Below are 23,540 nucleotides of genomic sequence, written 5' to 3' on the forward strand. Positions count from 1 at the left end.
CTCTGCATCGTTATACGTCGTCGGCGGACGGTGCCGACGGAACACCGTGGGGTTCGGGGGCCCGGTCCGGTCGTCCGCCGGGGCCGGGTGGGATGCCGTCAGCCGGCCAATTCGCAGGCGGCCGTGCGCTGTTGGACGCGGCGCAGTGCGGCGGTGTCGAACTTCTCGCCGCGGTCGAAGCCGTAGACTCCGTTGCGCTCCTGGAAGACGTCGGTGAGCTGGGTGTAGCAGTAACCGAACATGTCCGGGTCGTCGAGCAGGACGTCGACGAGGCCGGTGAAGCGGGTCAGGAACTCCTCGGCGGTGCGCGGCCGTTCGCCGTATCCCCAGGAGGTTCCCGCCTCGTCGCCGGCCGCGGTGGCGGCGGTCGCGGCGTCCCACCAGATGCCGCCGAACTCGCTGCAGAAGTAGGGCTGTCCACGGTAGGGGACCGACCAGGTACGGCCGCCGGGGCCCGTGTTGACGTAGGGACGGTCCTCGGCGAGTCCCGCCATGGTCTTGGCGAACGCCCGCGGGTCCTGCTCGTAGCAGTGCGAGTCGTACACGTCGGTCTCCGGGACACGGTGGGCGTAGCCGGAGGCGTCGATCACGGGGCGGCTCGGGTCCGCCTGCTTGGTGGCCAGGAACATCGCCCGGGTGACGTCGTCGAGCGCGGTGATCCGGTCGTGCAGGTTCTGGTACGTCTCGTTCAGCGGGCACCAGCCGATGATCGACGGATGCGAGTGGTCGCGTTCCAGGGCTTCGAGCCACTGGGCGACGTAGCTGGCGTCGGGACGCTGGTTGTCGTCGCGGACGCCGGTCTCGCAGCCCCAGTCGCCGAACTCGCCCCAGACCAGGTAGCCGAGCCGGTCGGCGTGGTAGAGGTAGCGCTCCTCGAACACCTTCTGGTGCAGCCGGGCGCCGTTGAAGCCGGCCCGCAGCCCCAGTTCGATGTCACGCACGAGGTCGCCGTCGGTGGGGGCGGTCATCAGGCCGTCCGGGTAGTACCCCTGGTCCAGCACCAGCCGCTGGAACACCGGCTCCCCGTTGATCAGCACCCGCTTGCCGTGCACGGCGACCGACCGCAGTCCCGCGTAGGACGTCGCCTCGTCGACGACCCCGCCCGCCGCGTCGAGAAGCTGCAACCGCAGGTCGTACAGGTGCGGGTCGGCCGGTGACCAGGTGCGCACCCGGTCCTCCGGCACGGTCAGCACCAGCCGGGGGCACAGGCCGAGGTCGGCGCGGGCGGAGGCGGTGACCACCTCGCCGTGTTCGTCCGAGAGCACCGCGCGCACGCGGTGCCCCGGCAGGTTCCCGGTGACCGGAAGGTCGATGTGGAAGGAGTCCGAGCCGAGGTCGGGGGTGATGCGCGGACGCTTGAGGCGGGCCGTGGCCGGCACCGGCTCGAGCCACACCGTCTGCCAGATGCCGGTGGTTCGGGTGTAATGGCAGTGGGTGTTGGCGTACCAGGTGGCCTGCTTCCCGCGCGCCTGCGGGCCGTGCCGGGTGTCGCGGGCGCGGACCACGATCACGGCTTCCTCACCGGGGGCGGCCACACCGCGCAGTTCCGCGGTGAAGGGGGTGAACCCTCCGCGGTGGCGGGCCACTTCGGTGCCGTTGACCCAGACGGTGGCGTCGTGGTCCACCGCGCCGAAGTGGAGCAGGACGTCGGAACCGGACCACTCGGCGGGAAGGGTCACCGTGCGCCGGTACCAGACGGCTTCCATGAAGTCCGTGTCCCCGATGCCCGACAGGGTGGACTCGGGGCAGAAGGGCACGACGATCTCGTCCGCCAGCTCGCGCTCGCGCAGTCCCCGCTCCAGTCCGCTGTCGCCGCGGTCGGTCTCGAACTGCCAGCGGCCGTTGAGGTTCAGCCAGGCCTCGCGGACGAACTGGGGCCGGGGGTACTCCGGACGCGGGACATCCAGGGGCGGGGGCGTGCTCATGCTGCTCCTCATCAGTGCAGGTGCGCTGGGTACCGGCTCATGCGACCATACGATTACATCGATGTAAATGGAGATGGCGGAAAGTTTTCGCAGGAACCGTCCGGGCCGTGCGCGGCCGGATCACGCGGAGCTGCCGTCCGTACGACCCCGGAGCTGCCGCCCGGACACCCGATGCTGCCGTTACGATCCCGAGGCAACGGGAGGCACGAGAGGGAAGCATGGGCAGGCCCAGGATCAAGGATGTCGCGGAATACGCCGGTGTCTCACCGAAGACGGTGTCGAACGTCCTCAACGACTACGAGCACGTCTCCGAGCAGACCCGGACCGCGGTGCGCGAGGCCATCGACGCTCTCGGCTACCGGGTCAACATCGCCGGACGCCAGTTGCGCCGGGGCCGTACGGGGGTGATCGCTCTGGCCGTGCCGGAGCTGGACATCGCCTACTTCGCGGAGCTCGCGAAACACGTCATGGCGGAGACGGAGCGCCGCGGCAGCACCACCCTGCTACTCGAGACCGGCGGCCGGCGGGAGAAGGAACTGGCCGCCGTGCACGGGTTCGACGCACAGTTCACCGACGGCGTCATCCTCTCGCCGCTGGCCCTGCGGCCCCGCGACCTGGCGGGCCGTGACACCAGGCTGCCGCTGGTGCTGCTCGGTGAGTACAACCCGCCGGGCAGCGCGGACCACGTGGCCATCGACAACGTGGCGGCGGCGCGGGAGATGACCGAACATCTGCTGGAGCGGGGCCGGCGGCGCATCGTGGTGATCGGCGGCGATCTGCGCGGGACGCAGAACACCAGCCGGCTGCGCACCGCCGGCTATCAACAGGCCCTGTCCGCGGCGGGGCTCCCCGTCCCCGAGGAGCTGGTCCTTCCCGTGCCCGCGTTCCGCTGGGCCGACGGGGCCGCCGCCGCGCGCACCCTCATGCGGCTGCCGCGACGCCCGGACGCGCTGCTCTGCCTCAACGACCATCTGGCCCTCGGCGCGGTTCGGGCGCTCCACGAGGACGGCTGGTCGGTCCCCGGGGACGTGGACGTGACCGGGTTCGACGACATCGAGGCGACCCGGTTCAGCATCCCCACGATCACCACGGTCTCCCCCGACAAGCCCGGTATCGCGCGGCGCGCGGTGGAACTCCTGCTGGAGCGCATAGACGCCGGCGGACCGGGCGGGCCGGCGGTCGACGAGACGGCGGGACACCGGCTGATCGTGCGGGAGAGCTCGGGAGGGTGACGGTGCGCGAGCCGCTCCCGGCCGCGGCTCGACCGCGGAAGGCGAGGGGGTGACGGTGGACGGTGAGAGGCTCCCGGGACGACGCTTCCGCGGCCTTGTCAGTGCCGCGGAACGGCGTGTATAACGTTGTAAAACTTGCCCGGCGGCTCGGCGCACGACTCATGGTGACGGCACCGTTTCCGCACCGGCCAACCGAGTCGGGCCGCTCAGGAAGGGATTGCCGTGCGGGTCAGCCTCAAGGACGTCGCCGCGCACGCGGGGGTCTCCATCAAGACCGTCTCCAACGTGGTGAACAACTACCAGCACGTCACCCCGGCCATGCGCGAGCGTGTCCAGCGGTCCATCGACGCGCTCGGCTACCAGCCCAACCTCGCCGCCAGGCACCTGAGGAAGGGGCGTACGGGCATCATCGCCCTGGCGCTGCCGGAGCTCGGTAACCCGTACTTCGCCGAACTGGCCGCCTCCGTCATCGACGCGGCATCCGGCCACGACTACATCGTGCTGCTCGACCACACGGGTGGATCGCGCGAGCAGGAGCTCCTGGTGAGCCAGGGCTTCCGGGCCCGGGTCATCGACGGACTCATTCTCAGTCCCATCGAGCTGGAGACCGAGGACCTGCGCGACCGCGCCCACGACGTCCCGCTGGTCCTGCTCGGCGAGCGGGACTACGACCTGCCGTACGACCACATCGCTATCGACAACGTCGCCGCGGCCCGTGCCGCCGTGCGGCACCTGATCGACCTGGGGCGACGGGAAGTGGCGTTCATCGGGGCCCGGCGCGGGCGCAGCGAGCCGGCCCAACTGCGCGTACGCGGCTGGCGCGAGGAGCTGACGGCGGCGGGGCTGCCCGCCGACGAGGGCCTCGTCGCGGCCACCGACGGCTGGGGACATGCCGACGGGGCGCGGGCCATGAACCACATCCTGGACAGCGGACGGCGGCCCGACGCGGTGTTCGCCTACAACGACCCGATGGCGATCGGGGCGATGAGGGTGCTGCACGAGCGGGGCCTGCGGGTGCCGGAGGACATCGCCGTGGTGGGCTTCGACGATGTGATCGAGGGGCGTTTCGGCGCGGTGACGCTCACGTCCGTGTCGCCGGACAAGGCCGCCATCGGCCGGCTGGCGGTGGAGTCGGTGCTCGCCCGGCTGAACGACCAGGCGCCCGAGCCGCGTCGTATCTGGGCGGACTACCAGCTCGTGGAACGGGAGAGCACGCTCGGCCGCCCGACGGGGAGCGGGCGGGGAACCACCTGACGGGTTCCCCGCCGTAGTGGGGCACATCGGGTGCATGCGCGTGCCCGCGTGCGTGCCCACCGCGGCCGCATGTGCCCCACCGCGGCCGCCCGGCCAAACGAACCGCACCACCTGGTCACCCGGCCCCGCCGCCGTCCGGGGCCGCGCCGCCGCCTCCTGCGCGATACGCGGGCAGTTGTGCCGCTGGGGCGTCTGCCCGAGGCGCGGGCAGGCGCTTCTCCCCCAGTGCCTCAAGGTCCTGGGAGGTGCCCCCGCTCGAGCGGAGCCGAGAGTGGGGAAGCCACCCCGAAGCGCCGAACTGTGCGAACACCCCGGTCGGCACCCACGCAGGGCGCCTGCAAAGCACCGGGCTGCACAACGCACCCCAGCCGTCGCCGTCCCGCCTACGCCGCCACGGCCGCGCGAGCCGTGAACACCTCGAACACCCCCTTCACGCAGGCGAATTCAGGGCCGCACAACGCACCCCAGCCGCCACCGGCCCACCCACACCGCAACGGCCGCGCGAGCCGTGAACACCGAACGCGGCGTTCACACAGGCGAATTCAGACCCGCACCGTTCACAGCCAGACGCGCACCTCCATCCTTCACAGGCGCCCGCCACCACACGACGCTCACGGGCGCGCACGGACACCCGCCGTTCACACCTCCGACGCAAGCGCTTCCCACCCCACCCAGCCCCACCGCCGCACCAACGAACGCCGCGCGGTTCACGCCCCTCCCCTTCTCACCTTGTGCGCAAGGGGTTTACAGCATCCTTCCAACGATGTAAAACCTCCTTGCGGCGCACCGGACGCCGCCGTGCACAGGGGGAGCAGCTCCAACTTCGCGCGTCCTTCGGCTCCCCAGTTCCCTTTTCAGCGTCACCCGGATCGGGGTCACCATGCAGCGCACCACTCACCGTTGTCTCCCTCTCGCCCGTCCCGTGGTCGTGGCCGTGGCCGCCGCCGTGGCCCTGACCGCGAGTTCCTGCGCCAAGTCGGAGGACGACGCGGCGGACAGCAAGAAGTCCCCGGCGGCCGCCGGGGCCGAGCAGCAGGTCGTCACGCCGAAGCCGGGCAGCGAGACCTGCACCGTCGAGGCCTACGGCGGCAAGAAGATCGATCTCAAGGACGCCACGGTCGGCTTCTCCCAGTCGGAGAAGGAGGCCAACCCCTTCCGCATCGCCGAAACGCAGTCCATCAAGGACGAAGCGGCCAAGAGAGGCGTCAAGCTGCTGACGGCCAACGCCCAGTCGCAGTTCTCCAAGCAGATCAGCGATGTCCAGGACCTGCTCGCCAAGGGCGCCGATCTGCTGGTGATCGCCCCCCTCAACTCCGACGGCTGGGACCCGGTGCTCCAGGCAGCCGCCGCCAAGAAGGTCCCGATCGTCACCATCGACCGCAAGATCAACGCCACCGCCTGCAGGGACTACGTGTCCTTCATCGCCTCCGACTTCGTCGAGCAGGGCCGGCGCGCCGCCGACCAGATGATCGAGGCCACCGGCGGCAAGGGCGAGGTCGCGATCCTGCTGGGGGCGGCCGGAAACAACGTCACCACCGAGCGGACCAAGGGGTTCAAGGAGCGCGTGGCCGAGAAGGCACCGGGCCTGAAGGTGGTCTTCGAGCAGACCGGTGACTTCACCCGGGAGAAGGGCCAGCAGGTCACCGAGCAGCTCATCCAGTCGAAGCCCGGCATCAAGGGCATCTACGCGGAGAACGACGAGATGGGCCTGGGCGCTGTCGCCGCACTGAAGGGCGCCGGCAAGAAGGCCGGTGACGTCAGGATCGTCACGGTCGACGGGACCCGCAACGCCGTCCAGGGCGTCGTCGACGGCTGGATCAGCGGCGTCATCGAGTCCAACCCGAGGTTCGGCCCGCTGGCGTTCCAGACGCTGGACGACTTCACCCAGGGCAAGGCAGTCCACCAGGACCTCATCATCCAGGACAGCGCCTACAACGCCGACAACGCCGAGCAGGACCTCGGAAAGGCCTACTGAGTCCGCCGCGGGGGCCCGGCTCCCCGGGCCCCCTGTCCGACCGTCACCCCTTTCTTCCTGGAGGCACAGGTGGCTCCCCCCGCCGAAGTCCTCGCCGTCCGCGGACTGAGCAAGACATTCCCCGGCGTCCGGGCCCTGGACGACGTGGACCTGACTCTGCGCGCCGGTGAGGTCCACGCCCTGATCGGCGAGAACGGCGCCGGCAAGTCGACGCTCATCAAACTCCTCACCGGGGTCCACCGGCCCGACGCCGGTGACATCGTTTTCCTCGGGCGCGACGTCTCCTTCGCCACCCCGCTGGAGGCCCAGCGGGCCGGGATCTCGACCATCTACCAAGAGGTCAACCTCATCCCGCTGCTGAGCGTGGCCCGCAACCTCTTCCTGGGCCGCGAGCCGCGCAACCGCCTCGGTCTGCTGGACTTCGCCCGCATGCACCGGGAGGCCGAGGAGGCGCTGCGCGCCTACGGCGTCCGGGTGGATGTGCGCCGGCCGCTGCGCAGTCTCGGCGTCGGCGCACAGCAGATGGTCGCCCTGGCCCGTGCCGTGGCGAGCGAGGCACGGATCGTCATCATGGACGAGCCGACCTCCTCGCTCGAACCGCGGGAGGTCGAGACCCTGTTCTCGGTCATCCGACGGCTGCGTGACGAGGGCATCGCCGTCATCTACGTCAGTCACCGTCTCGACGAGCTGTACGCGGTGTGCGACACGGTCACCGTGCTGCGTGACGGCCGCCGCGTCCACCACGGCCGGCTCGCCGAACTCGACCGGCTCTCCCTGGTGTCCACCATGCTCGGCCGGGAGCTCGGTGAGGTCCGCAAGGAGGGCCTGACCAAGTTCACCGGCGACCATCACGTCACCGACGGCCAACCCGTACTGGAGGCCGATGAGCTGACGGTTCCGCATCAGTTGCACGGCGTCTCCGTGAGCATCCGGCCCGGCGAGGTCGTCGGCCTGGGCGGGCTGCTCGGTTCCGGCCGCACCGAGACCGTGAAGGCCATCTCCGGTGCGCTCCCGACGACTTCGGGCCGCGTGACGGTGGCCGGGGCTCCGCTGCGCCGCGGCTCCACGGCCGCGGCCATCCGCGCGGGCATCAGCCTGCTGCCGGAGGACCGCAAGAGCGAGGGCATCGTGCCCGGTCTGTCGGTCCGCGAGAACATCGCGCTGGCCGTACTGCCCCGGCTCTCCCGGTTCGGGCTGGTCTCCGAGGCACGCGTCGACAGCATCGTGGACACGTTCATCGAGCGGCTGCGCATCAAGGCGTCCTCGCCGCAGCAGAAGGTCGGCGAACTGTCCGGCGGCAACCAGCAGAAGGTGCTGCTCGCCCGCTGGCTGGCGATGAACCCCAAGGTGCTGCTCCTGGACGAGCCCACCCGGGGCATCGATGTCGGCGCCAAGGCCGAGGTGCAGAAACTCGTGGACGAACTGGCCGCGGACGGCCTGGGCGTCCTGCTCATCTCCTCCGATCTGGAGGAACTGATCGAAGGGTCCGACCGCGTGGTCGTACTGAAGGACGGTGCCGTCGTCGGCGAGCTGACCGGCGACGAGGTCACCGAGGACAAGCTGATGCGGACCATCGCCGGGCACGCCCCGGACCGGGACGCGGTCGAGGAGGCGGCCACCGATGGCTGAAGCCGCCCTCAAGACCGTCCCGCTGGACCGGGCCCGCGTCCTGCAGTGGCTGCAGACCTACGGCGTCTACGCCGGTGTGGCGCTGCTGCTCGTCGTCAACATCGTCATCACCCCGCACTTCCTGTCCGCGGAGAACTTCCGCACCCAGGCCGTGCAGGTCGCCCCCGTCATCATCGTCGCGCTCGGCATGGCCCTGGTGATCGGCACCGAGGGCGTCGACCTCTCGGTCGGCGCGGTGATGGCCCTGGCGGCCTCGGTGACGGCCCTCTACCTCGGTTACGGCCTCGTGCCCGCGCTGCTCGTCGTCGCGGTGTTCGCCGCCGCCGTCGGGTTCGCCAACGGCGCGCTGGTGGCGTTCATCGGCGTGCAGCCGATCGTGGCGACACTGGCGCTGATGGTCGGCGGCCGGGGTCTCGCCCTGGTGCTGCTGCCGCAGCTGGAGGACCTGCGCAACCCCGCGCTGGCCTCCCTGGGCTCCGGCGACGTGCTGGGCATTCCGTATCTGATCCTGATCGCCGCGGTGCTGGCGGGGCTGGTGGCCTTCGTCGTCCGCCGCACCACCTTCGGACGGCAGCTCCTCGCCATCGGTGACAGCCGTCCCGCGGCGCAGCTCGCCGGACTGCCGGTGCGTCGCGTACTGATCGTGGTGTACGTCGTCTGCGCGCTGCTCGCCGCCGTGGCGGGCGTCCTCGCCACCGCACGTCTGCAGGCCAGCGACCCGACCTCGCTGGGCAACCTCATGGAGCTGTCCGCCATCACCGCCGTCGTGGTCGGCGGGACACCGCTGACCGGCGGCCGGGTGAACATCGCCGGGACCGTGGCGGGAGCCGTCCTCATCCAGCTGCTCACCGCCACCCTCATCAAGCACGATCTGCCGCCCTCCTGGACCCAGATCGCGCAGGCCATAGTGATCGTGTGCGCGGTCTACGCGGCACGGGGACGGGGGAAGCGATGACCGCCACGAAGACGGACGCCCCGGTGACCGCGACGAGCGACACGGGCGCGGCGCCGGCCGGCGAGCCCGTGGGTTCCGCCCGCTCCGAGCGGGTGAGCGCGCTGGTCCAGCAGCACGGCGCGCTGGCCGTGCTGGTGGTCGTCTCCCTCGTGGCGTCGTTCGGCTTCGACTTCTTCGCCACCGGGGACAACATCAGCAACATGGCGACGAGTTCGGCCTTCCTCGCGATCGTCGCCCTGGGCATGACCTTTGTGATCATCACCGGGGGCATCGACCTGTCGGTCGGTTCGCTGTTCGCGCTGGGCGGGGTCCTGGCGGCCTGGGGGTCACGGCACGGAACGCTGGTGGCCCTGCTGCTGCCGCTGGTGGTGTGCGGGGCGATCGGCGTCGTCAACGGTCTGCTGGTGGCCCGCTCCCGGCTGGCCCCGTTCATCGTCACGCTGGCCGCCATGCTGGGGGCGCGCGGTCTGATGCTGGCCCTCACCGACGAGGGGGCCAACACCTATCTGATCGGCAAGGGTTCCTTCCTCGCGGAACTGGGGCAGGGCACCACTCTCGGTCTCGGCAACCCCGTGTGGATCACCCTGGGACTCTTCGTCGCCGGGGCGGTCGTCCTGCGCCGCACCCGGTTCGGCCAGCATGTGTACGCAGTCGGCGGCAACGAGGACGCGGCGGCGCTGATGGGCGCGCCGGTGGCCCGCACCAAGATCCGCGTCTACACCCTGAGCGGGGTGCTGGCCGGGCTGGCCGGCGCGCTCAACGCGGCATGGCTCGCCTCGGGCGTCACCATCCTCGGCAACGGTATGGAACTGGAGGCCATCGCCGCCGTCGTCATCGGAGGCACCTTGCTCACCGGCGGACTCGGCTACGTCAGCGGTGCCCTGGTCGGTGTGCTGCTGCTCAAGGTGATCCAGAACGTGATCAACCAGATCGGTTCCCTCGACTCCTCCTACCAGCAGGTCGTCAGCGGCGCCTTCCTGGCCGTCGTGGTCGTCGCCCAGACCTGGCTGGGCCGCCGCCGGCAACTGATGTAGAGCTCCGGAATCCACGGCGAAGGGTGCGGACGCCGGCGGCGTCCGCACCCTTCGGGCCTGTCGTGGCGGTTACGGCTTCTCCGCCCCGTACAGCGCGCTCACCTCCTCAGCGGTGAGCGCCCGGTCGTAGGCGTGCACCTCGTCCACCGCTCCGTCCCAGAAGTCGACGTTCTGGCCGTTCCACTGGGCGCGGCCCACCGTGAAGGGTCCGGAGGCGACGTAGTTGGGCCCGCCCTTGACGGTCGCCGCCCGCTTGCCGTCGACGTAGAGCGTGATGTCGCCCGTCGTGTCGTCCCGCACACCGACCAGGTGGTACCAGCGACCGGTCTCGGGCGTGGTCTCCATGCGGGCCCGCCGGCCGTCCGGCGTGCTGAAGGCGAACGCCCCATGGCCGTACTGCAGATAGAAGGGGCTCGTTCGACGCTGCGCGTCCTGGCTGACGGCGGTGGCGTAGTTGCCCGGCAGCGAGTCCAGGGTCACCCACGCGGACACCGTGTAGCTGCCGGTGGTGTCGAGCACCGGGCCGTCGGTCTGGGCGTACCGGCCCTGGCCGTCGAACTGCAGTGCGCTGCCGCTGACTCCGTCGGTCCAGGTGGTCCCCTCGCTCAGCTTCAGCGGCTTGTGCTGGGGCCCGTCGTCCTTCGCGGTGGTGCCGGTGGCCTCGTCGAGGGCCCAGGAGCCGCCGCCCTTCAGCTGCTCCCGGTCACCCGCGGCGGCTCCGGCCGCGATGACCTTGCGGTTGATCTCGCGCACCCGGACCGGGTCGACCTTGATCTCCCGGCGGTCGTAGGTGTAGAGGCCGTTGAGTTCGTTCTCCAGGTCGGTGATCTGGGTGTACACCGATCCGGACAGTTCGGCGCCGGCCTGGTCGAGGTAGAACTTTTCGGTGTTCTCGACGTACTTGCGGGTCAGCGCCTCCTTGCTGTCGACGCCGCTGTAGATGACGGTCGGGGCGCCCGGCCACATGTGGCCCGGGGTGCGCAGGGTGAAGCCGCCGTGCTCGCCGTCCATGGCCGCGCGGTGGTCGGGGAAGGGCGGGTCCTCGTTGTTGTAATCGTGGTGGTCGATGATGTCGCCCTTGCCGGAATCACCCTTGGAGTTGCAGCAGTTGACACCGCTGTGGGCGTTGACGACACGGGAGGGGTCGGCTTCCTTGACCGCCTCGGCGAGACGGCCGGTCTCCTCGCGGTTCCACTCGCCCCAGCCCTCGTTGAAGACGATCCAGCCGATGACGGACGGCGCGTTGTGGTGCTGGCGCATCATGTCCCGGCCCTGGTCCACGAAGGCCTTCTGTCCGGTCTCGTTGGTGAGGTTGCCGGAGACGAAGTCCTGCCAGACCAGCAGGCCGAGCCGGTCCGCGTGGTAGAACCAGCGCGGCGACTCCACCTTGATGTGCTTGCGGACGGCGTTGAAGCCGAGCTTCTTGTGGGCCTCGAGGTCGAACGCCAGCGCCTTGTCGCTGGGCGCGGTGTAGAGGCCGTCTGGCCAGAAGCCCTGGTCGAGGGTGGCGAGGGAGAAGATCGGCTTGCCGTTGAGCACCAGCTTCCGGTACCCGCCGACCTCCTTGATGCCGACCTCACGCATACCGAAGTAGCTCTCGACCTCGTCGGTGGAGCGGCCGTCCCTCAGCTTGATGTCGAGGTCGTACAGGTAGGGGTCGTCCGGGGTCCACAGGTGCTGCCCGGCCACGCGCAGGCCGAGCTTGCTGTTGGCCGGTCCGCTGACCCTGCCGACGACCCGTCCGCGGGTGTCACGGGCGATGGCCTCGACCCGGGCTCCCTTGGAGGCGTTCTCGGACTCGACGGTGATGGCCAGGGTGCTGCTGTCGATGTCGGGCGTGGTGACTACGTTGTCAATGGCCGCTTCGGCGACCGGTTCCATCCAGACGGTCTGCCAGATGCCGGACGTCTGGGTGTAGAAGATGCCGCCGGGGTTCCTGGACTGCTTGCCCATCGGCTGGTTGGCGCCGCCGGTGTCGGTGACCGCGACCACGATCTCCTGCTGTCCCCGGTTCTTGAGCGCGTCGGTGATGTCGGCGCTGAAGGCGTTGTATCCGCCGGTGTGTTCGGCGACCTTCTTGCCGTTGACCCAGACGGTGGCCTGGTAGTCCACGGCGCCGAAGTTGAGCTTCAGCCGGTTGCTCCTGCCGACTTTCCAGCTCTGTGGGACGTCGACGAGCTTGCGGTAGAACATGTGGTCCTCGTGCCGTTCGAGCCCGGAGAGCTGCGACTCCACCGGGAACGGCACGGTGATCTTTTCTTCCAGGTCCTTGCCGAACACCGGCTGTTCACCGGCCTCGGCTCCGCTGAACTGCCACGGCCCGTTGAGGTTCTTCCACTTGTCGCGCACCTGTTGTGGGCGGGGGTACTCCGGCAGCGGGTTGTTCTTGTCGAGCTTGTCACCCCACGGGGTGGTGATCCGGTGGGTGGAGGTGTTCACCGCGTAGCGGACGATCCGGGGCACGGTTTCGTCGCCGGTCTTCAGGCCGCCCTCACCGTCGTAGGTGACCCGGACCTGCTGGTTCTTCTGGATCGGCTCGGAGAGTGTGACGAGCAGGGAGTTGCGGTCCCCCGGGGCGGGCGCCACCGACTTGATCGGCATGGCGGTCGTGTCGGCCTCGATCTTCAGGTGGTCCGCCACCTGTGCGAGGTCGCCGAGCCGGTCCTCGAACCGGGCGAGCAGCTTGCGTCCGTCCTCGGCGACGGTCAGCTCCACCGGGAAGACCTCGAAGCCGGCGGGCGGGGTGAAGGCGGTGGTCGGGACGAGCTGCTTGGGCATCGTCGGGGTCGACCAGCGCAGGAACATGTTCGATCCGCCGAAGTCCTGGAACATCTCCAGGCGGAAGTCGTGCTTCTCCCCGGCCTTCAGCGTGACCGGTGCGCTGGTCTGTTCCCGGTCCCAGTCCGGCTCCCAGTGGTCGATCACCGGCTCGCCGTCGATGAACAGCCGGAAGCCGTTGTCGCCGATGGCGTAGAAGGTGTAGTCACCGTCCTCGGGGGCTTCGATCTGCCCGGTCCAGCGGGCGGTCGTGTGCTCGGTGCGTCCGGTCAGCTCCTCGAAGGTGCTGGTCAGGCCGGAGAAGTTGATCTGCGGCTCCAGCAGGGTGCCGCCGAGTTCGGCGAAGTCCCGGGCACCCGGTGCCGACATGCTGAAGTACTCGCCCTTCAGGCCGTGCACCTGGACGTCGGCGTCGGCGGCGGTGAGGGTGGACGCCCCGGCCGTCGGCACCGCGGCCGTCGCGGCGGGCGCCAGGGCGCCGGTGGACAGGGCCAGGGCCGTCACGGTCAGCACGGCCCACCATTTCGACCTGGGGCGGGGGTGTTGTCTTGTCATCGGACCTTTCCTCGCGCAGAAGGCATGGGCCTGGACGGAGCCGACGCGGCCATCGGCTCGTCCAGCAGTATTCCAACGTTGGAAATCCGGTGTGCAGCGGAATGACAACACGCCTCCCGACGCCTGTCCAGGCTTCGCGCATAGCTGACGCAGCGTCAGAAATCGTAGCCGGGGCGCGGAATCAGTCCTCGCTGGTGAACGACCGGACAGTTGACGACTCCATTGACATGTCCGGAACCAATCGCGATCATGCCAAGACGTCTGCATCGATGTAAACCCCGGCGTGGAGGTGACGGAACCGATGACCAGGCTTCCGAAAGGGACGAAGAGGCCCGCTCGCCGTCCGGCCGCCCTCGTCGCCTATGTGCTGGCCGGCATCCTCGCCGCCGCGATGACCATGACGTCCGCGGAACCCGCCCGGGCGGACCCGACCGGCCTCCGCGCCGCCGACCCGAGCGTGATCCGGGTGGGCGGCACCTACATCTCGGTGCAGTCGGCCGGAGGCGGCATCGTCGTACGGCAGGCCCCCTCGACGTCCGCACTGGCCTCGGCCACGCCTCGGCTGGTCTGGTCCGACACCCGTGACCGCGGTGAGGTGTGGGCGCCGGAGATCGTGCGGGACGGAGGCCGGTACTACATCTACTTCACGGCCGGCCGCGGGGCCGCGCACCGGATGTACGTGATCAGCTCGGATCGCCCCGACAGCGGATACTCGGCCGAGACGCGACTCGCCCTGCCGGACGACAAATGGGCCATCGACGGAACCCTGTTCACCTTCGGCGGACAGCGCTGGTTCGTCTGGTCCGGCTGGGCCGGCGACACCAATGTCGAGCAGAACATCTACCTCGCCAGGATGAGCGACCCGACCACACCCACCGGCGCGCGGTACATCATCTCGCAGCCCCGGGAGAGCTGGGAGCGGGTGGTCGGCGACCCGTTCATCAACGAGGCCCCGGAACCGATCAGGGATCCCGCCGGGCAGCTGCACATCGTCTATTCCGCCAACGGCAGTTGGAGCGACCAGTACTGCCTGGCGGACCTGCGGCTGCGGGCCGGTGGGGACCCGACGTACGTGTGGGACTGGTACAAGTCCAACGGCTGCCTGTTCGGTTCCCACCGGGCGACCATGATGGCCGGCTGGGACCCGACGCTCCACGTCAACGGCCCCGGGCACCACAGCTTCGTCCTGCTGAACGGCGACATCGCCACAAGTCCGCCCGCGGGGCCGCGGTTTCCGCTGATGTTCCACGCCGTGCCGAAGGGCACGCCGTACACGTGGGAGAACCGCTACTGGTACACGGGCACCTTCTGCTGGTGGGGAGGCACCACCTACGGCCGCGCCAACGTGCCCGGCCCGGAGACGGACACCGGCTGGAGCCTGAAGTTCTTCGAATAGGTCAGGTCCCGTTCTCCGCGAACGGGCCACGTCCGGCCGCGAAGGCGTGGGCGGCGAAGCGTTCGCCCATGCGGCGGTGGGTGGCGGCGTCGGGGTGGAGCCGGTCGGGCAGGGGCAGTTCGGCGTGGTCCGTCTCGCCGTAGAGGTCGCGCCCGTCGAGGTGGTACAGGTTCGGGTCCTCCGCCGCGCGTTGCGCCACGATGCGCCGCAGCTCGTCGCGGACAACGGTGAGCGTCAGCTTGCCCTCGGCCCGTTCCGCCGGGTCGCCCGCCGCGGTGAACAGCAGCTGTCCCTCGCCGATGCGACTGAAGTCGAAGGCGGTGGGGCCGGGTGTGTCCTCGTGGATGGGGCACAGGATGGGCGAGACGACCAGCAGCGATGTGGTGGGGTGACCCTCGCGGAGAGTGTCCAGGAAGCCGTGGACGGCGGGGGTGAAGGCGCGCAGCCGCATCACGTCGGCGTTGACGAGGTTGATTCCGATCTTGACGCTGATCAGGTCGGCGGGGGTGTCGCGCATGGTGCGCGCGACGAACGGGTCGAGCAGCGCGCTGCCGCTCAGTCCCAGGTTGACCAGTTCCACGCCACCGCGTGCTGCGGCGACCGCCGGCCAGGTGGCGGTCGGGCTCGCGGCGTCGGAGCCGTGGCTGATGGAGCTGCCGTGGTGCAGCCAGGTCCTGCGGCCGGAGGCGGGGGCGGGCTCGACGGGTGCGTCGGTGCGCAGGGCGATCAGTTCGGTCGTCTCGTTGTGCGGCAGCCAGATCTCGACGGTCTTGTCGTCTCCGGACAGGCCGGCGAAGCGGAGGGTGGCGGCGGGGCCGGAGGCGTGGTCGACGCTCCCGGTGCTCATGTCGACGGTCAGGGTGTTGCCGCCGGCCGCGGTGGCCCGGCCGGCCGGGCGTCCCTCGACGAGCAGGTCGTACTGGCCGTCCGGGCGGGGCGGGGCGCCGACGTAGACACGCTTGGTCGGCAGCGTGTCCAGTTCGACAGTGGTCGCGCGGGTGCGGAAGACCAGGCGTACGCCGGAGGGCTGGGACTCCGCCATGGCGAGCTGTGGGTCGGTGTTCCGGGCGCGGGCCCAGGCGGGCAGCCGGTGCGGCAGGAGCCCCTGGGGGGTGGGCTCCAGGTCGAGCGCGCCGCGCACGAGATCGGCGGTGATGGGCGTGGTGATCGGGGCGTCCGGGGTGGAGGGCATGGTTGTGGTCCGTCTGCGTGGGCGGGTGGATTTCGTGGCCGGCCGTGGTCGTGCCGCGAGCGATGGGCGCGGGTCGGCTGATGCGAGTATGCATTTGCCTATAACACTTAGGCAAATGCCAAAGACGTATGATCGATTGTCAGTGGTGGGCGGAAGGATGTGACGCATGACAACACCTGCAGCACTGATCGTCGATGCCGCCGCGTACGCCCAGGCGGTCCAGGACGCCGTGCGTGCGGCGACCGCCTATTACGCGGGAGGCACCTCGCCGCTGGACGACGACGCGTACGACCGGCTGGTCCGGGGGATCGCCGACTGGGAGGCGGGCCATCCCGACGGGATACTCCCCGACTCCCCCACCGGCAAGGTCGCCGGCGGGGCGGTGGTGGGCGATGTGCCGCACACGGTGCCGATGCTGAGTCTCGACAACGTGTTCTCCACGGAGGAGTTCACCGCCTGGACCGCTTCGCTGGCCCGCAGGATCGGCCGTGACGCGGCGCGCTTCAGCGTGGGCCCGAAGCTGGACGGGCTGGCGATCGCGGCCCGCTACAGCGGCGGCCGGCTGTGTCGGTTGATCACCCGTGGGGACGGGACGGCCGGGGAGGACGTCTCGCACGCGATCGGCACCATCGAGGGGCTCCCGGAGCAGCTGGACGAGCCAGTCACCGTGGAGGTGCGCGGGGAAGTCCTCATGACGTCGGTCCAGTTCGAGCACGCCAATGAGGTGCGCACCGGTCACGGCGGGCAGCCGTTCGCCAACCCGCGCAACGCGGCCGCGGGTACCCTTCGGGCGAAGGAGCGCGTCTACACGGTGCCGATGACGTTTTTCGGCTACGGCCTGCTGCCGCTGCCCGAGACCGACTCCGCACTGGCTCGGCGGATGACCGAGATGGCGCACAGCGAGCTGATGGCACTGGCCGCGGACCTCGGCGTACACACCAGCGCCCGCACCCCGGTCCCCGACCTCGTCGCCGAGACCCCCGACGAGGTCCTGGTCCGGGTCAAGGAGATCGCCGCGCTCCGCGCCGAGCTGCCCTTCGGCATCGACGGGATCGTCGTCAAGGCCGACCTCGCCGCCGACCGGGAGGCCGCCGGGTCGGGCTCCCGCGCCCCGCGCTGGGCGATCGCCTACAAGCTGCCCGCGGTGGAGAAGATCACCCGGCTGCTGGACGTGGAGTGGAACGTCGGCCGCACCGGCATCATCGCGCCGCGCGCCGTCCTCGAACCGGTCGTCATCGACGGCTCCACCATCACCTACGCCACGCTCCACAACCCGGCCGACATCACCCGCCGCGACCTGCGCCTGGGCGACCATGTCATGGTGCACCGGGCGGGCGACGTCATCCCCCGGATCGAGGCCCCGGTCGCCCATCTGCGCACGGGCGAGGAGCAGCCGATCGCGTTCCCGGGGCAGTGTCCACGGTGCGGTTCGGACATCGAGACCCGTGAGGAACGCTGGCGGTGCGCCCAGGGCCGCAACTGCCACCTGGTCGCCTCCCTCGCCTACGCCGCGGGCCGCGACCAGCTCGACATCGAGGGACTCGGTGCCACCCGCGTCGTCCAGCTCGTCGACGCGGGCCTGGTCACCGACCTCGCCGACCTGTTCTTGCTCCGGCGCGAGCAGTTGCTCGCCCTGGAGCGCATGGGGGAGACCAGCACGGACAACCTGCTGGCCGCGATCGACAAGGCCAAGGGGCAGCCGCTGTCACGGGTGCTGTGCGCGCTGGGCGTCCGGGGCACCGGACGGTCCATGTCGCGGCGTATTGCCCGGTACTTCGCGACCATGGACCACATCCGCGCGGCCGACGCCGAGGCCATGCAGCGGGTCGACGGCATCGGGGCGGAGAAGGCCCCGTCGATCGTGGCGGAGCTGGCGGAGCTGGGTCCGCTCATCGACAAGCTCGCGGCCGCCGGCGTCACCATGACCGAGCCCGGTGCCACTCCCCCGGCCGCCGCCGATGCCGCTCCCGGCGGCGACGGCGAGGACACCGCGCCGGCGGCGGGCGGGCCGCTGGACGGGATGACCGTCGTGGTCACCGGCGCGATGACCGGGCCCCTGGAGAAGCTCTCCCGCAACGAGATGAACGAACTCATCGAACGGGCCGGCGGGCGCTCGTCCTCCAGCGTCTCCAAGAAGACCACGCTGGTGGTCGCGGGCGAGGGCGCCGGCTCCAAGCGCGCCAAGGCCGAGCAGCTCGGCGTCCGGCTCGCGACCCCGGACGAGTTCGCCGTCATGGTCGGCGGGCTCCTCGAATGAGCCGGCGCCGGCCGGCGCCCGGCCGTCAGGGCGTGGCGCAGGCCTCGGCGATGGACAGGCTGTTCTCGTAGAGGTGGTGCCGGGTGATCCGGCCGTCCTCCACGGTCAGGCGCAGGGCGAACGGTCCTTGGAAGGACCGTCCCGTCGCCCGTACCGTCCCGGACAGATGACCCATCAGAACCGCGTCCGTGCCGTCGACGAGAAAGGTGTCGACGCCGGCACGCGCGTCCTCGGGCACGGTGTGCTCCATCAGCTCCGTGAACTGGGCGGCGCATTCGGCGGCGGTGGAGCGCGGACGGATCCAGGGAACGCCCGGGTTCTCGGCGAGCAGCCAGTCGACCTCGTCGGCGAAGAGCGCGACCAGCCGCCCGGTGTCCCCGGCCGACCGGGCGGCGAGGAACTCCCGTACGACGGCCCGGGTGGCCTCGGCGTCGGACTGCGCGGTGGCGGCGGAATGGGCGGGCATGACGCTCTCCTCACGGCTGCGGCCGGGTCCCCGCCTGCGGGGTCCCGGTGGATGGGCTCGATCCTGCCGGGCGAGGAAGGAACGGGTCGATTACCTCGGGGGTCATGCCCGGGCCCGGGCCGGGCCGGACGGTGGCCGCCGGTGGGCAGCCCCGTCCGTGCCCCGTCCTTGCCCCGCCCGGGCACCGTGCGGAACGTCATGCCGGGCCCGCGGCACCCCCTGCCATGAACGCGTCCGCGTGCTCCTCGGCCCACTGGGCGAAACTGCGGGCCGGGCGGCCGGTGAGCTTCTCCACGGTGTCGACGACCGTGCGCCCGACCTCCGGAGTGTTGCCGTACACCTCGAGCAGGAAGCCGATCACCTCGTCCGAGTGCCCCGCCGCCCGCCACTGCGCCACGGCCTCCTCCTCGGTCAGCTCGACCAGGGAGACGGCTCGCCCCCGGGCTGCGGCGATCGCCGCCACCTTGTCCCCGACGGTCAGCACCTCGGGACCCGTGACCACGTACTCCTGACCGCCATGGCCCTCCTCGCTGAGGGCCACCGCGGCGACGGCGCCGATGTCGCCCTCGTGGACCATGGCGCTGAGCCGGGACACGAACGGCTCGCGGACCTCGTCCGCCGCGACGATGCCCTCGGCCCACTCCAGTGCGTTGGCCATGAATTCCACCGGCATGACCACGGTCCAGTCCACGCCGTCGTCGGCGCGCACGGCGTCCTCCAGCGGGGACGGGCCGCCTCCGTGCAGCACGGTGACCCGCCGTACACCGGCCGCCCGGGCCGCCTCCAGGATCCGCGGACCGGTCTCCAGCGGGGCGAAATAGGGCCCGCCGAAGGTGATCAGATGAAGACCGGTGACACCCTCCAGGGCCGGGATCAGGCTGTCGGGTTCGGTCAGATCGCCCCGCACCACCTCGACCTCCGCCGGCAGGCCGGCCCTCGCCGGATCCCGGGTGAGGGCGCGGACCGCATGGCCGCGGGCGAGCAGTTCGGCGACAACCTGACGGCCGACGGTTCCGGTGGCGCCGGTGACGAGGATCTTCTGTGTCTGTGTCATGGGACGACCGTATGAGGGCTTGCGGTCGGTTTCTGTCCGCAAGGGCGGCAGCCGGTGACGCCCGGTTGGGAGCCGCGTCGGATCCCATCCGTCACGCAGGCATCGGCGACGGCGTTTCGGCCACCCGGGGCCCCGCCCGGACCCCGGCCCGGCCAAGGACCACCGCGTCGCCCGCCCAGGCCACCATTCCCTTGCGCGGCGAAGGCTTCGTCCGAAACACCTGTGTTCGATATCGCTGCCGGTCTCGTTGAGTCTGCTGCCGTCGCCATCCACGCCGTAGGGAGAAGTGCCGTTGACTCGCTCGACCGACCGCGCCGTCCCCCCTCCGCCTCCGCCTCCTGCCGAGATGACGTACTCCGGGCACTACTCGGTGAACCCGCTCGGGCAGGTCGGTTTCCGGGCCCTGTGCTCCCAGCTCCCCTCCGTGCTGCGCCGGATCATGGCCATGGCCTGGGCCATCGACCGTAAGGCGGTGCTCCTGCTCCTCACCTGTCAGGTCGTCTCCGGCGTGTCCGCGGCGGTCCTGCTGGCGGCGACCGCCCGGGCGATGGGCCCCGTCCTCGGTACGGGAACGGTCGCCGGCCGCCTGCGCGAGGCCCTGCCCGCCCTCGCCGTTGTCGCGGTGGCGAGTGCCCTCGCCCGCGTGTCGGTGGCCGTGGCCGAGTACGCCGAGCGGCGCATCACGCCGCGCCTGACCACGGAGACCGACTCGGCGCTGGTCGAGTCGGTCTGCCGGGTCGAGGCAGCGGCGTACGCCGGGGACGGCTTCTCCGACCGTCAGGAGGCGGCGGAAATGGGTGTGACACGGACCCATGTCATGGTGATGGACGCGCAGCGCTTCATGGCCGCCCTGATCCGGATGGTCATGGCCGGTGGTGTCCTGTCCGTGCTCAACCCCCTGATGCTGCCGCTGCTCCTCCTGGCCGTGGCCCCTGCGGGCGTGGGTGCGGTACTCACCGCGCGCGTCGACTACGAGATCCATTACGCCAACGTCGCGGACCGCAACGTCCGCGGGATGACGCGCTGGTGGGCGACCACACCGAAGTACGGCGACGAGGTCCGCGCCAACGGGATGACGGACTACATCCTGTACTGGTACCGCGCCCTGTCGGAGCGGGTCGACCAGCGGTCCCTGGCCGCGGCTCCCCGCACCCTGCGCATCGCGCTGCTGTCGTCCCTCGCCGGCGGCGCGTTCCTGGCGGCCACCTGGGGGATGCTCGCGTGGCTCGCCGTCTCCGGGCGGATCGCACCCGCGATCGCCGCCACCGCCGTCGTCGCGGTGCAGACGACGCTGGCGGCGCTGTCCCAGGTCGTCATCAACGGTGCCGCGGTGTTCCACACCAGCCTGTACCTCAGCGACATGCAGGCATTCTTCGACGACGCCGCCCGGCGGGCGCCCAAGCGGGGCCCGAAGGCGGTCCACGCCCCGGTGGAGGAGATCCGGCTGGAGGAGGTCACCTACCAGTACCCCGGCAAGGAACGGCCCGCCGTCGACGGCGTCTCCCTCACCCTGCGGCGGGGGGAGATCCTCGCCGTGGTCGGCGTGAACGGGTCCGGCAAGAGCACGCTGACCCGCCTGATCACCGGCATCTACCTCGCGGACAAGGGCCGCGTCACCTGGAACGGCACCGACATCGCGCACGCCGATCCGGCCACGGTATGGGGCTGCACCGGCCTCGTTCCGCAGATCTTCGCCCAGTGGCCGCTGCGGGCGCGGGAGAACGTCACGCTGGGCCAGCCCAGAAGCCTGGACGACCGCGAGGTCTGGGAGGCAGTCGACGCGGTCGGGATGCGCGACGCCGTAGAGGATCTGCCCGCCGGCCTCGACACCCTGCTGGCCCGCGAGATCTTCGGCGGTGCCGAACTCTCCGGCGGTCAGTGGCAGCGCCTGGCCTGCTCCCGTGCCCTGTACCGGCGCCCGCCGCTGCTGATCCTGGACGAGCCCACCTCACAGATGGATCCGCGCGGTGAGCACGGCATGTTCGAGAGGATCAGGGCGATTTCCGGCGACCGCATCACCATCGTCGTCACCCACCGCCTGGAGAACACCAGGATCGCCGATCACATCGTCGTCATGGAGCATGGTCGCATCACCGAACGGGGGACCTACGACGACCTCACCCACGCCGGCGGCACCTTCGCCGACCTCCTGCGCCTGTCCCAGGACCGCTGAGTGACGTGTGTCCGCGCCCTCACCTCACCGGCTCGCCCAGGCCCAGCAGGTTGCCCTCGCTGTCACGGAACCACGCGCCCCGTTCGCCGCGGGCACCCTTGGTCGGGTAGTTGCCGTCGATCTCGGCGATGCCGTTCACGGTGTGGAGTCCCGGGAGGTCGACCTCCTCGAACACCACGCCGCGCCGTTTCAGCTCTGCCACGACGCCGTCGAGATCGTCGACCTCGAACGCCATCTGGGTGAAGGTCCCCGGGGACGCTCCGCTCGACGCGAAGAGGACGAACTCCCCGCCGCCGGAGCTGTACAGCAGCCCGCCGGGGCGCTCGTCGACGGGCTCCAGGCCGAGCCGCTCGGAGTAGAAGCGGCGCGCCCGGTCGAGGTCCTGAGCCGGAAGCCTGGTCGCCACGCGCGCCCCGGCCAGCGGCTTGTCGTCGTGTGCGTTCATCTCTCCACTGTGCTCAGACCGTGGAGGAGGGCGCGAGGTGAGTGGCGGGGACGGCGGCGGTTACCCGGCCCGGTGGGCCGAGGAAGGGAGCGAGCCGTGCGATTCCGAAGCCGTCAGGAGGCCGGACAGGAGCTGGCCGTCAGGATGCTGGAGTGGGCCAGCAGCGGTGATCTCACGAACGTGACCGTGCTGGCGCTGCCGCGCGGGGGCGTTCCGGTCGGGGTGGAGATCGCCCGCGCGATGGCCGTCCCTCTGGACGTCCTCGTCGTCGCCCGGATCGGTGTGCCGGATTCCCCCGAGGTCGGCATCGGGGCGATCGCCGGCGACGACCCGCCGGTGTTCGACCGCACGGCGCTGCGTCTCCTCGACCTGGCCGTGGACAAACTCGGCCCCGAGGTGGCCCGGGCACGCGTCGAAGTGCACCGGCGTGAGCTGGTGTACCGCGGGGGACGCCCCGAGCCGGACGTCCGCGGTCACAGCGTGGTCGTCGTGGACGACGGACTGGTCACGGGGCTCACGGCCCGCGCCGCCCTGCGGCACCTGCGGCGCGGCGACCCGCTGCGCCTGACCCTGGCGGTCCCGGTGTGCTCCGCGCGGACCGCCGCGGCGCTGCGGGACGAGGCCGACGACGTCGTCGCCCTGCACCAGCCCGAACAGGTGCACTCGGTGGCTGAGTGGTACTCCGACTTCCCCCCGATCTCCGACGAGGAAGTACGCGACGCCTTGCGGGAGCTCCACCCGGCCCGGTAGGCGGCCTTACCGGCATCAGGGCGTCACCGCCACCCCATTGGACGTATCCCGGTCGGCCGCCCTAGCGTGCGCCGCATGACGGAGCGACGTGCAATCCTCAGCGGCTCGACGTTCGAGGAGCAGATCGGTTATGCCCGCGCCGTGGTCCACGGGGACGCGGTGCATGTGTCCGGCACGACCGGGTTCGACTACACCGACATGACCATCTCGGAGGACGTGGTGGAGCAGGCCGAGCAGTGCCTGCGGAACGTCGGGGCCGCGCTGAAGGAGGCGGGGTGCACGTTCGCCGATGTGGTGCGGGTGCGTTATCTGCTGCCCGACCGGGCGGACTTCGAACCCTGCTGGCCGGTCCTGCGCCGCTGTTTCGGGGACGTCCGGCCGGCCGCCACCATGCTTGTGTGCGGTCTCGCCGATCCCCGTATGAAGATCGAGATCGAGGTCTACGCACAGCGATCGGCCCGGTGACGGCC

General features: G+C 70.7%; 17 protein-coding genes. 11 read left to right on the forward strand and 6 right to left on the reverse strand.

Annotation, left to right across the window (positions count from 1 at the left end):
* Window positions 1-98: 98 nt before the first annotated feature.
* Window positions 99-1,925 (reverse strand): sugar-binding domain-containing protein, encoded by a 1,827-nt coding sequence (locus AB0L56_RS21225; RefSeq protein WP_365425299.1) that lies wholly within the window; start codon window positions 1,923-1,925, stop codon window positions 99-101.
* Between the two features lie 218 nt (window positions 1,926-2,143).
* On the opposite strand from AB0L56_RS21225, the gene AB0L56_RS21230 reads away from it, so the two are divergent.
* The 6 genes from AB0L56_RS21230 to AB0L56_RS21255 all read left to right on the forward strand — a co-directional run bounded on the left by AB0L56_RS21230 (window position 2,144) and on the right by AB0L56_RS21255 (window position 10,004).
* Window positions 2,144-3,157 (forward strand): LacI family DNA-binding transcriptional regulator, encoded by a 1,014-nt coding sequence (locus tag AB0L56_RS21230; RefSeq protein ID WP_365425301.1) that lies wholly within the window; start codon window positions 2,144-2,146, stop codon window positions 3,155-3,157.
* 222 nt (window positions 3,158-3,379) lie between these two features.
* Window positions 3,380-4,411: a LacI family DNA-binding transcriptional regulator gene (locus tag AB0L56_RS21235; protein ID WP_365425303.1), complete on the forward strand. Its 1,032-nt coding sequence runs from the start codon at window positions 3,380-3,382 to the stop codon at window positions 4,409-4,411.
* 880 nt (window positions 4,412-5,291) lie between these two features.
* A complete protein-coding gene (locus AB0L56_RS21240) occupies window positions 5,292-6,386 on the forward strand; it encodes an ABC transporter substrate-binding protein (protein WP_365425305.1) in 1,095 nt (364 codons plus the stop codon).
* A 69-nt stretch (window positions 6,387-6,455) separates the two neighbouring features.
* The gene (locus AB0L56_RS21245; RefSeq protein WP_365425307.1) at window positions 6,456-8,015 is read left to right on the forward strand and encodes a sugar ABC transporter ATP-binding protein; all 1,560 of its coding nucleotides are present in this window, start codon (window positions 6,456-6,458) and stop codon (window positions 8,013-8,015) included.
* On the forward strand, window positions 8,008-8,970 hold the full coding sequence (locus tag AB0L56_RS21250; protein ID WP_365425309.1) for an ABC transporter permease: 963 nt from the start codon (window positions 8,008-8,010) through the stop codon (window positions 8,968-8,970). Before AB0L56_RS21245 ends, AB0L56_RS21250 begins: the two co-directional genes overlap by 8 nt.
* Window positions 8,967-10,004, forward strand: coding sequence for an ABC transporter permease (locus AB0L56_RS21255; RefSeq protein WP_365425311.1), 1,038 nt, complete (start codon window positions 8,967-8,969; stop codon window positions 10,002-10,004). Before AB0L56_RS21250 ends, AB0L56_RS21255 begins: the two co-directional genes overlap by 4 nt.
* A 69-nt stretch (window positions 10,005-10,073) precedes the next feature.
* On the opposite strand, the gene AB0L56_RS21260 is transcribed toward AB0L56_RS21255, so the two are convergent.
* A complete protein-coding gene (locus AB0L56_RS21260; RefSeq protein ID WP_365425313.1) occupies window positions 10,074-13,337 on the reverse strand; it encodes a LamG-like jellyroll fold domain-containing protein in 3,264 nt (1,087 codons plus the stop codon).
* Window positions 13,338-13,638: 301 nt separating this feature from the next.
* On the opposite strand from AB0L56_RS21260, the gene AB0L56_RS21265 reads away from it, so the two are divergent.
* On the forward strand, window positions 13,639-14,733 hold the full coding sequence (locus AB0L56_RS21265) for a glycoside hydrolase family 43 protein (protein ID WP_365425315.1): 1,095 nt from the start codon (window positions 13,639-13,641) through the stop codon (window positions 14,731-14,733).
* Window position 14,734: 1 nt separating this feature from the next.
* On the opposite strand, the gene AB0L56_RS21270 is transcribed toward AB0L56_RS21265, so the two are convergent.
* Window positions 14,735-15,925: a GDSL-type esterase/lipase family protein gene (locus AB0L56_RS21270; protein WP_365425317.1), complete on the reverse strand. Its 1,191-nt coding sequence runs from the start codon at window positions 15,923-15,925 to the stop codon at window positions 14,735-14,737.
* A 166-nt stretch (window positions 15,926-16,091) separates the two neighbouring features.
* Between AB0L56_RS21270 and ligA the strand changes: the two genes are divergently transcribed.
* Window positions 16,092-18,182 (forward strand): NAD-dependent DNA ligase LigA, encoded by a 2,091-nt coding sequence (ligA, locus tag AB0L56_RS21275; RefSeq protein ID WP_365425319.1) that lies wholly within the window; start codon window positions 16,092-16,094, stop codon window positions 18,180-18,182.
* A 25-nt stretch (window positions 18,183-18,207) separates the two neighbouring features.
* Here ligA and AB0L56_RS21280 read toward each other — a convergent pair whose 3' ends face one another.
* The gene (locus tag AB0L56_RS21280) at window positions 18,208-18,648 is read right to left on the reverse strand and encodes a nuclear transport factor 2 family protein (protein WP_365425321.1); all 441 of its coding nucleotides are present in this window, start codon (window positions 18,646-18,648) and stop codon (window positions 18,208-18,210) included.
* A gap of 196 nt (window positions 18,649-18,844) precedes the next feature.
* Entirely contained in the window at window positions 18,845-19,702 is an 858-nt protein-coding gene (locus AB0L56_RS21285; protein ID WP_365425323.1) for an NAD(P)H-binding protein, read from the reverse strand.
* Between the two features lie 346 nt (window positions 19,703-20,048).
* Between AB0L56_RS21285 and AB0L56_RS21290 the strand changes: the two genes are divergently transcribed.
* A complete protein-coding gene (locus AB0L56_RS21290) occupies window positions 20,049-21,875 on the forward strand; it encodes an ATP-binding cassette domain-containing protein (RefSeq protein ID WP_365425325.1) in 1,827 nt (608 codons plus the stop codon).
* A 19-nt stretch (window positions 21,876-21,894) separates the two neighbouring features.
* On the opposite strand, the gene AB0L56_RS21295 is transcribed toward AB0L56_RS21290, so the two are convergent.
* Window positions 21,895-22,320 carry a VOC family protein gene (locus AB0L56_RS21295; protein WP_365425327.1) on the reverse strand — a complete coding sequence of 142 codons (426 nt, stop codon included), beginning with the start codon at window positions 22,318-22,320 and terminating at the stop codon, window positions 21,895-21,897.
* Between the two features lie 96 nt (window positions 22,321-22,416).
* Here AB0L56_RS21295 and AB0L56_RS21300 point away from each other — a divergent pair, with 96 nt between their 5' ends.
* Both AB0L56_RS21300 and AB0L56_RS21305 read left to right on the forward strand, forming a co-directional pair.
* The gene (locus AB0L56_RS21300; protein ID WP_365425329.1) at window positions 22,417-23,070 is read left to right on the forward strand and encodes a phosphoribosyltransferase family protein; all 654 of its coding nucleotides are present in this window, start codon (window positions 22,417-22,419) and stop codon (window positions 23,068-23,070) included.
* A 75-nt stretch (window positions 23,071-23,145) separates the two neighbouring features.
* Window positions 23,146-23,535 (forward strand): RidA family protein, encoded by a 390-nt coding sequence (locus AB0L56_RS21305; protein ID WP_365425331.1) that lies wholly within the window; start codon window positions 23,146-23,148, stop codon window positions 23,533-23,535.
* Window positions 23,536-23,540 lie beyond the last annotated feature (5 nt).

This window comes from Streptomyces sp. NPDC052079, from assembly GCF_040680275.1.
In the GTDB taxonomy this organism is placed as follows: domain Bacteria; phylum Actinomycetota; class Actinomycetes; order Streptomycetales; family Streptomycetaceae; genus Streptomyces.

Coding starts and splice junctions, on each gene's coding strand:
- AB0L56_RS21230 (WP_365425301.1), top strand. CDS start 2,144: ATGGGCAGGCCCAGGATCAAGGATGTCGCGGAATACGCCGGTGTCTCA.
- AB0L56_RS21280 (WP_365425321.1), bottom strand. CDS start 18,648: ATGCCCGCCCATTCCGCCGCCACCGCGCAGTCCGACGCCGAGGCCACC.
- AB0L56_RS21295 (WP_365425327.1), bottom strand. CDS start 22,320: ATGAACGCACACGACGACAAGCCGCTGGCCGGGGCGCGCGTGGCGACC.
- AB0L56_RS21260 (WP_365425313.1), bottom strand. CDS start 13,337: ATGACAAGACAACACCCCCGCCCCAGGTCGAAATGGTGGGCCGTGCTG.
- AB0L56_RS21290 (WP_365425325.1), top strand. CDS start 20,049: ATGACGTACTCCGGGCACTACTCGGTGAACCCGCTCGGGCAGGTCGGT.
- AB0L56_RS21285 (WP_365425323.1), bottom strand. CDS start 19,702: ATGACACAGACACAGAAGATCCTCGTCACCGGCGCCACCGGAACCGTC.
- AB0L56_RS21225 (WP_365425299.1), bottom strand. CDS start 1,925: ATGAGCACGCCCCCGCCCCTGGATGTCCCGCGTCCGGAGTACCCCCGG.
- AB0L56_RS21240 (WP_365425305.1), top strand. CDS start 5,292: ATGCAGCGCACCACTCACCGTTGTCTCCCTCTCGCCCGTCCCGTGGTC.
- AB0L56_RS21255 (WP_365425311.1), top strand. CDS start 8,967: ATGACCGCCACGAAGACGGACGCCCCGGTGACCGCGACGAGCGACACG.
- ligA (WP_365425319.1), top strand. CDS start 16,092: ATGACAACACCTGCAGCACTGATCGTCGATGCCGCCGCGTACGCCCAG.
- AB0L56_RS21265 (WP_365425315.1), top strand. CDS start 13,639: ATGACCAGGCTTCCGAAAGGGACGAAGAGGCCCGCTCGCCGTCCGGCC.
- AB0L56_RS21250 (WP_365425309.1), top strand. CDS start 8,008: ATGGCTGAAGCCGCCCTCAAGACCGTCCCGCTGGACCGGGCCCGCGTC.
- AB0L56_RS21270 (WP_365425317.1), bottom strand. CDS start 15,925: ATGCCCTCCACCCCGGACGCCCCGATCACCACGCCCATCACCGCCGAT.
- AB0L56_RS21305 (WP_365425331.1), top strand. CDS start 23,146: ATGACGGAGCGACGTGCAATCCTCAGCGGCTCGACGTTCGAGGAGCAG.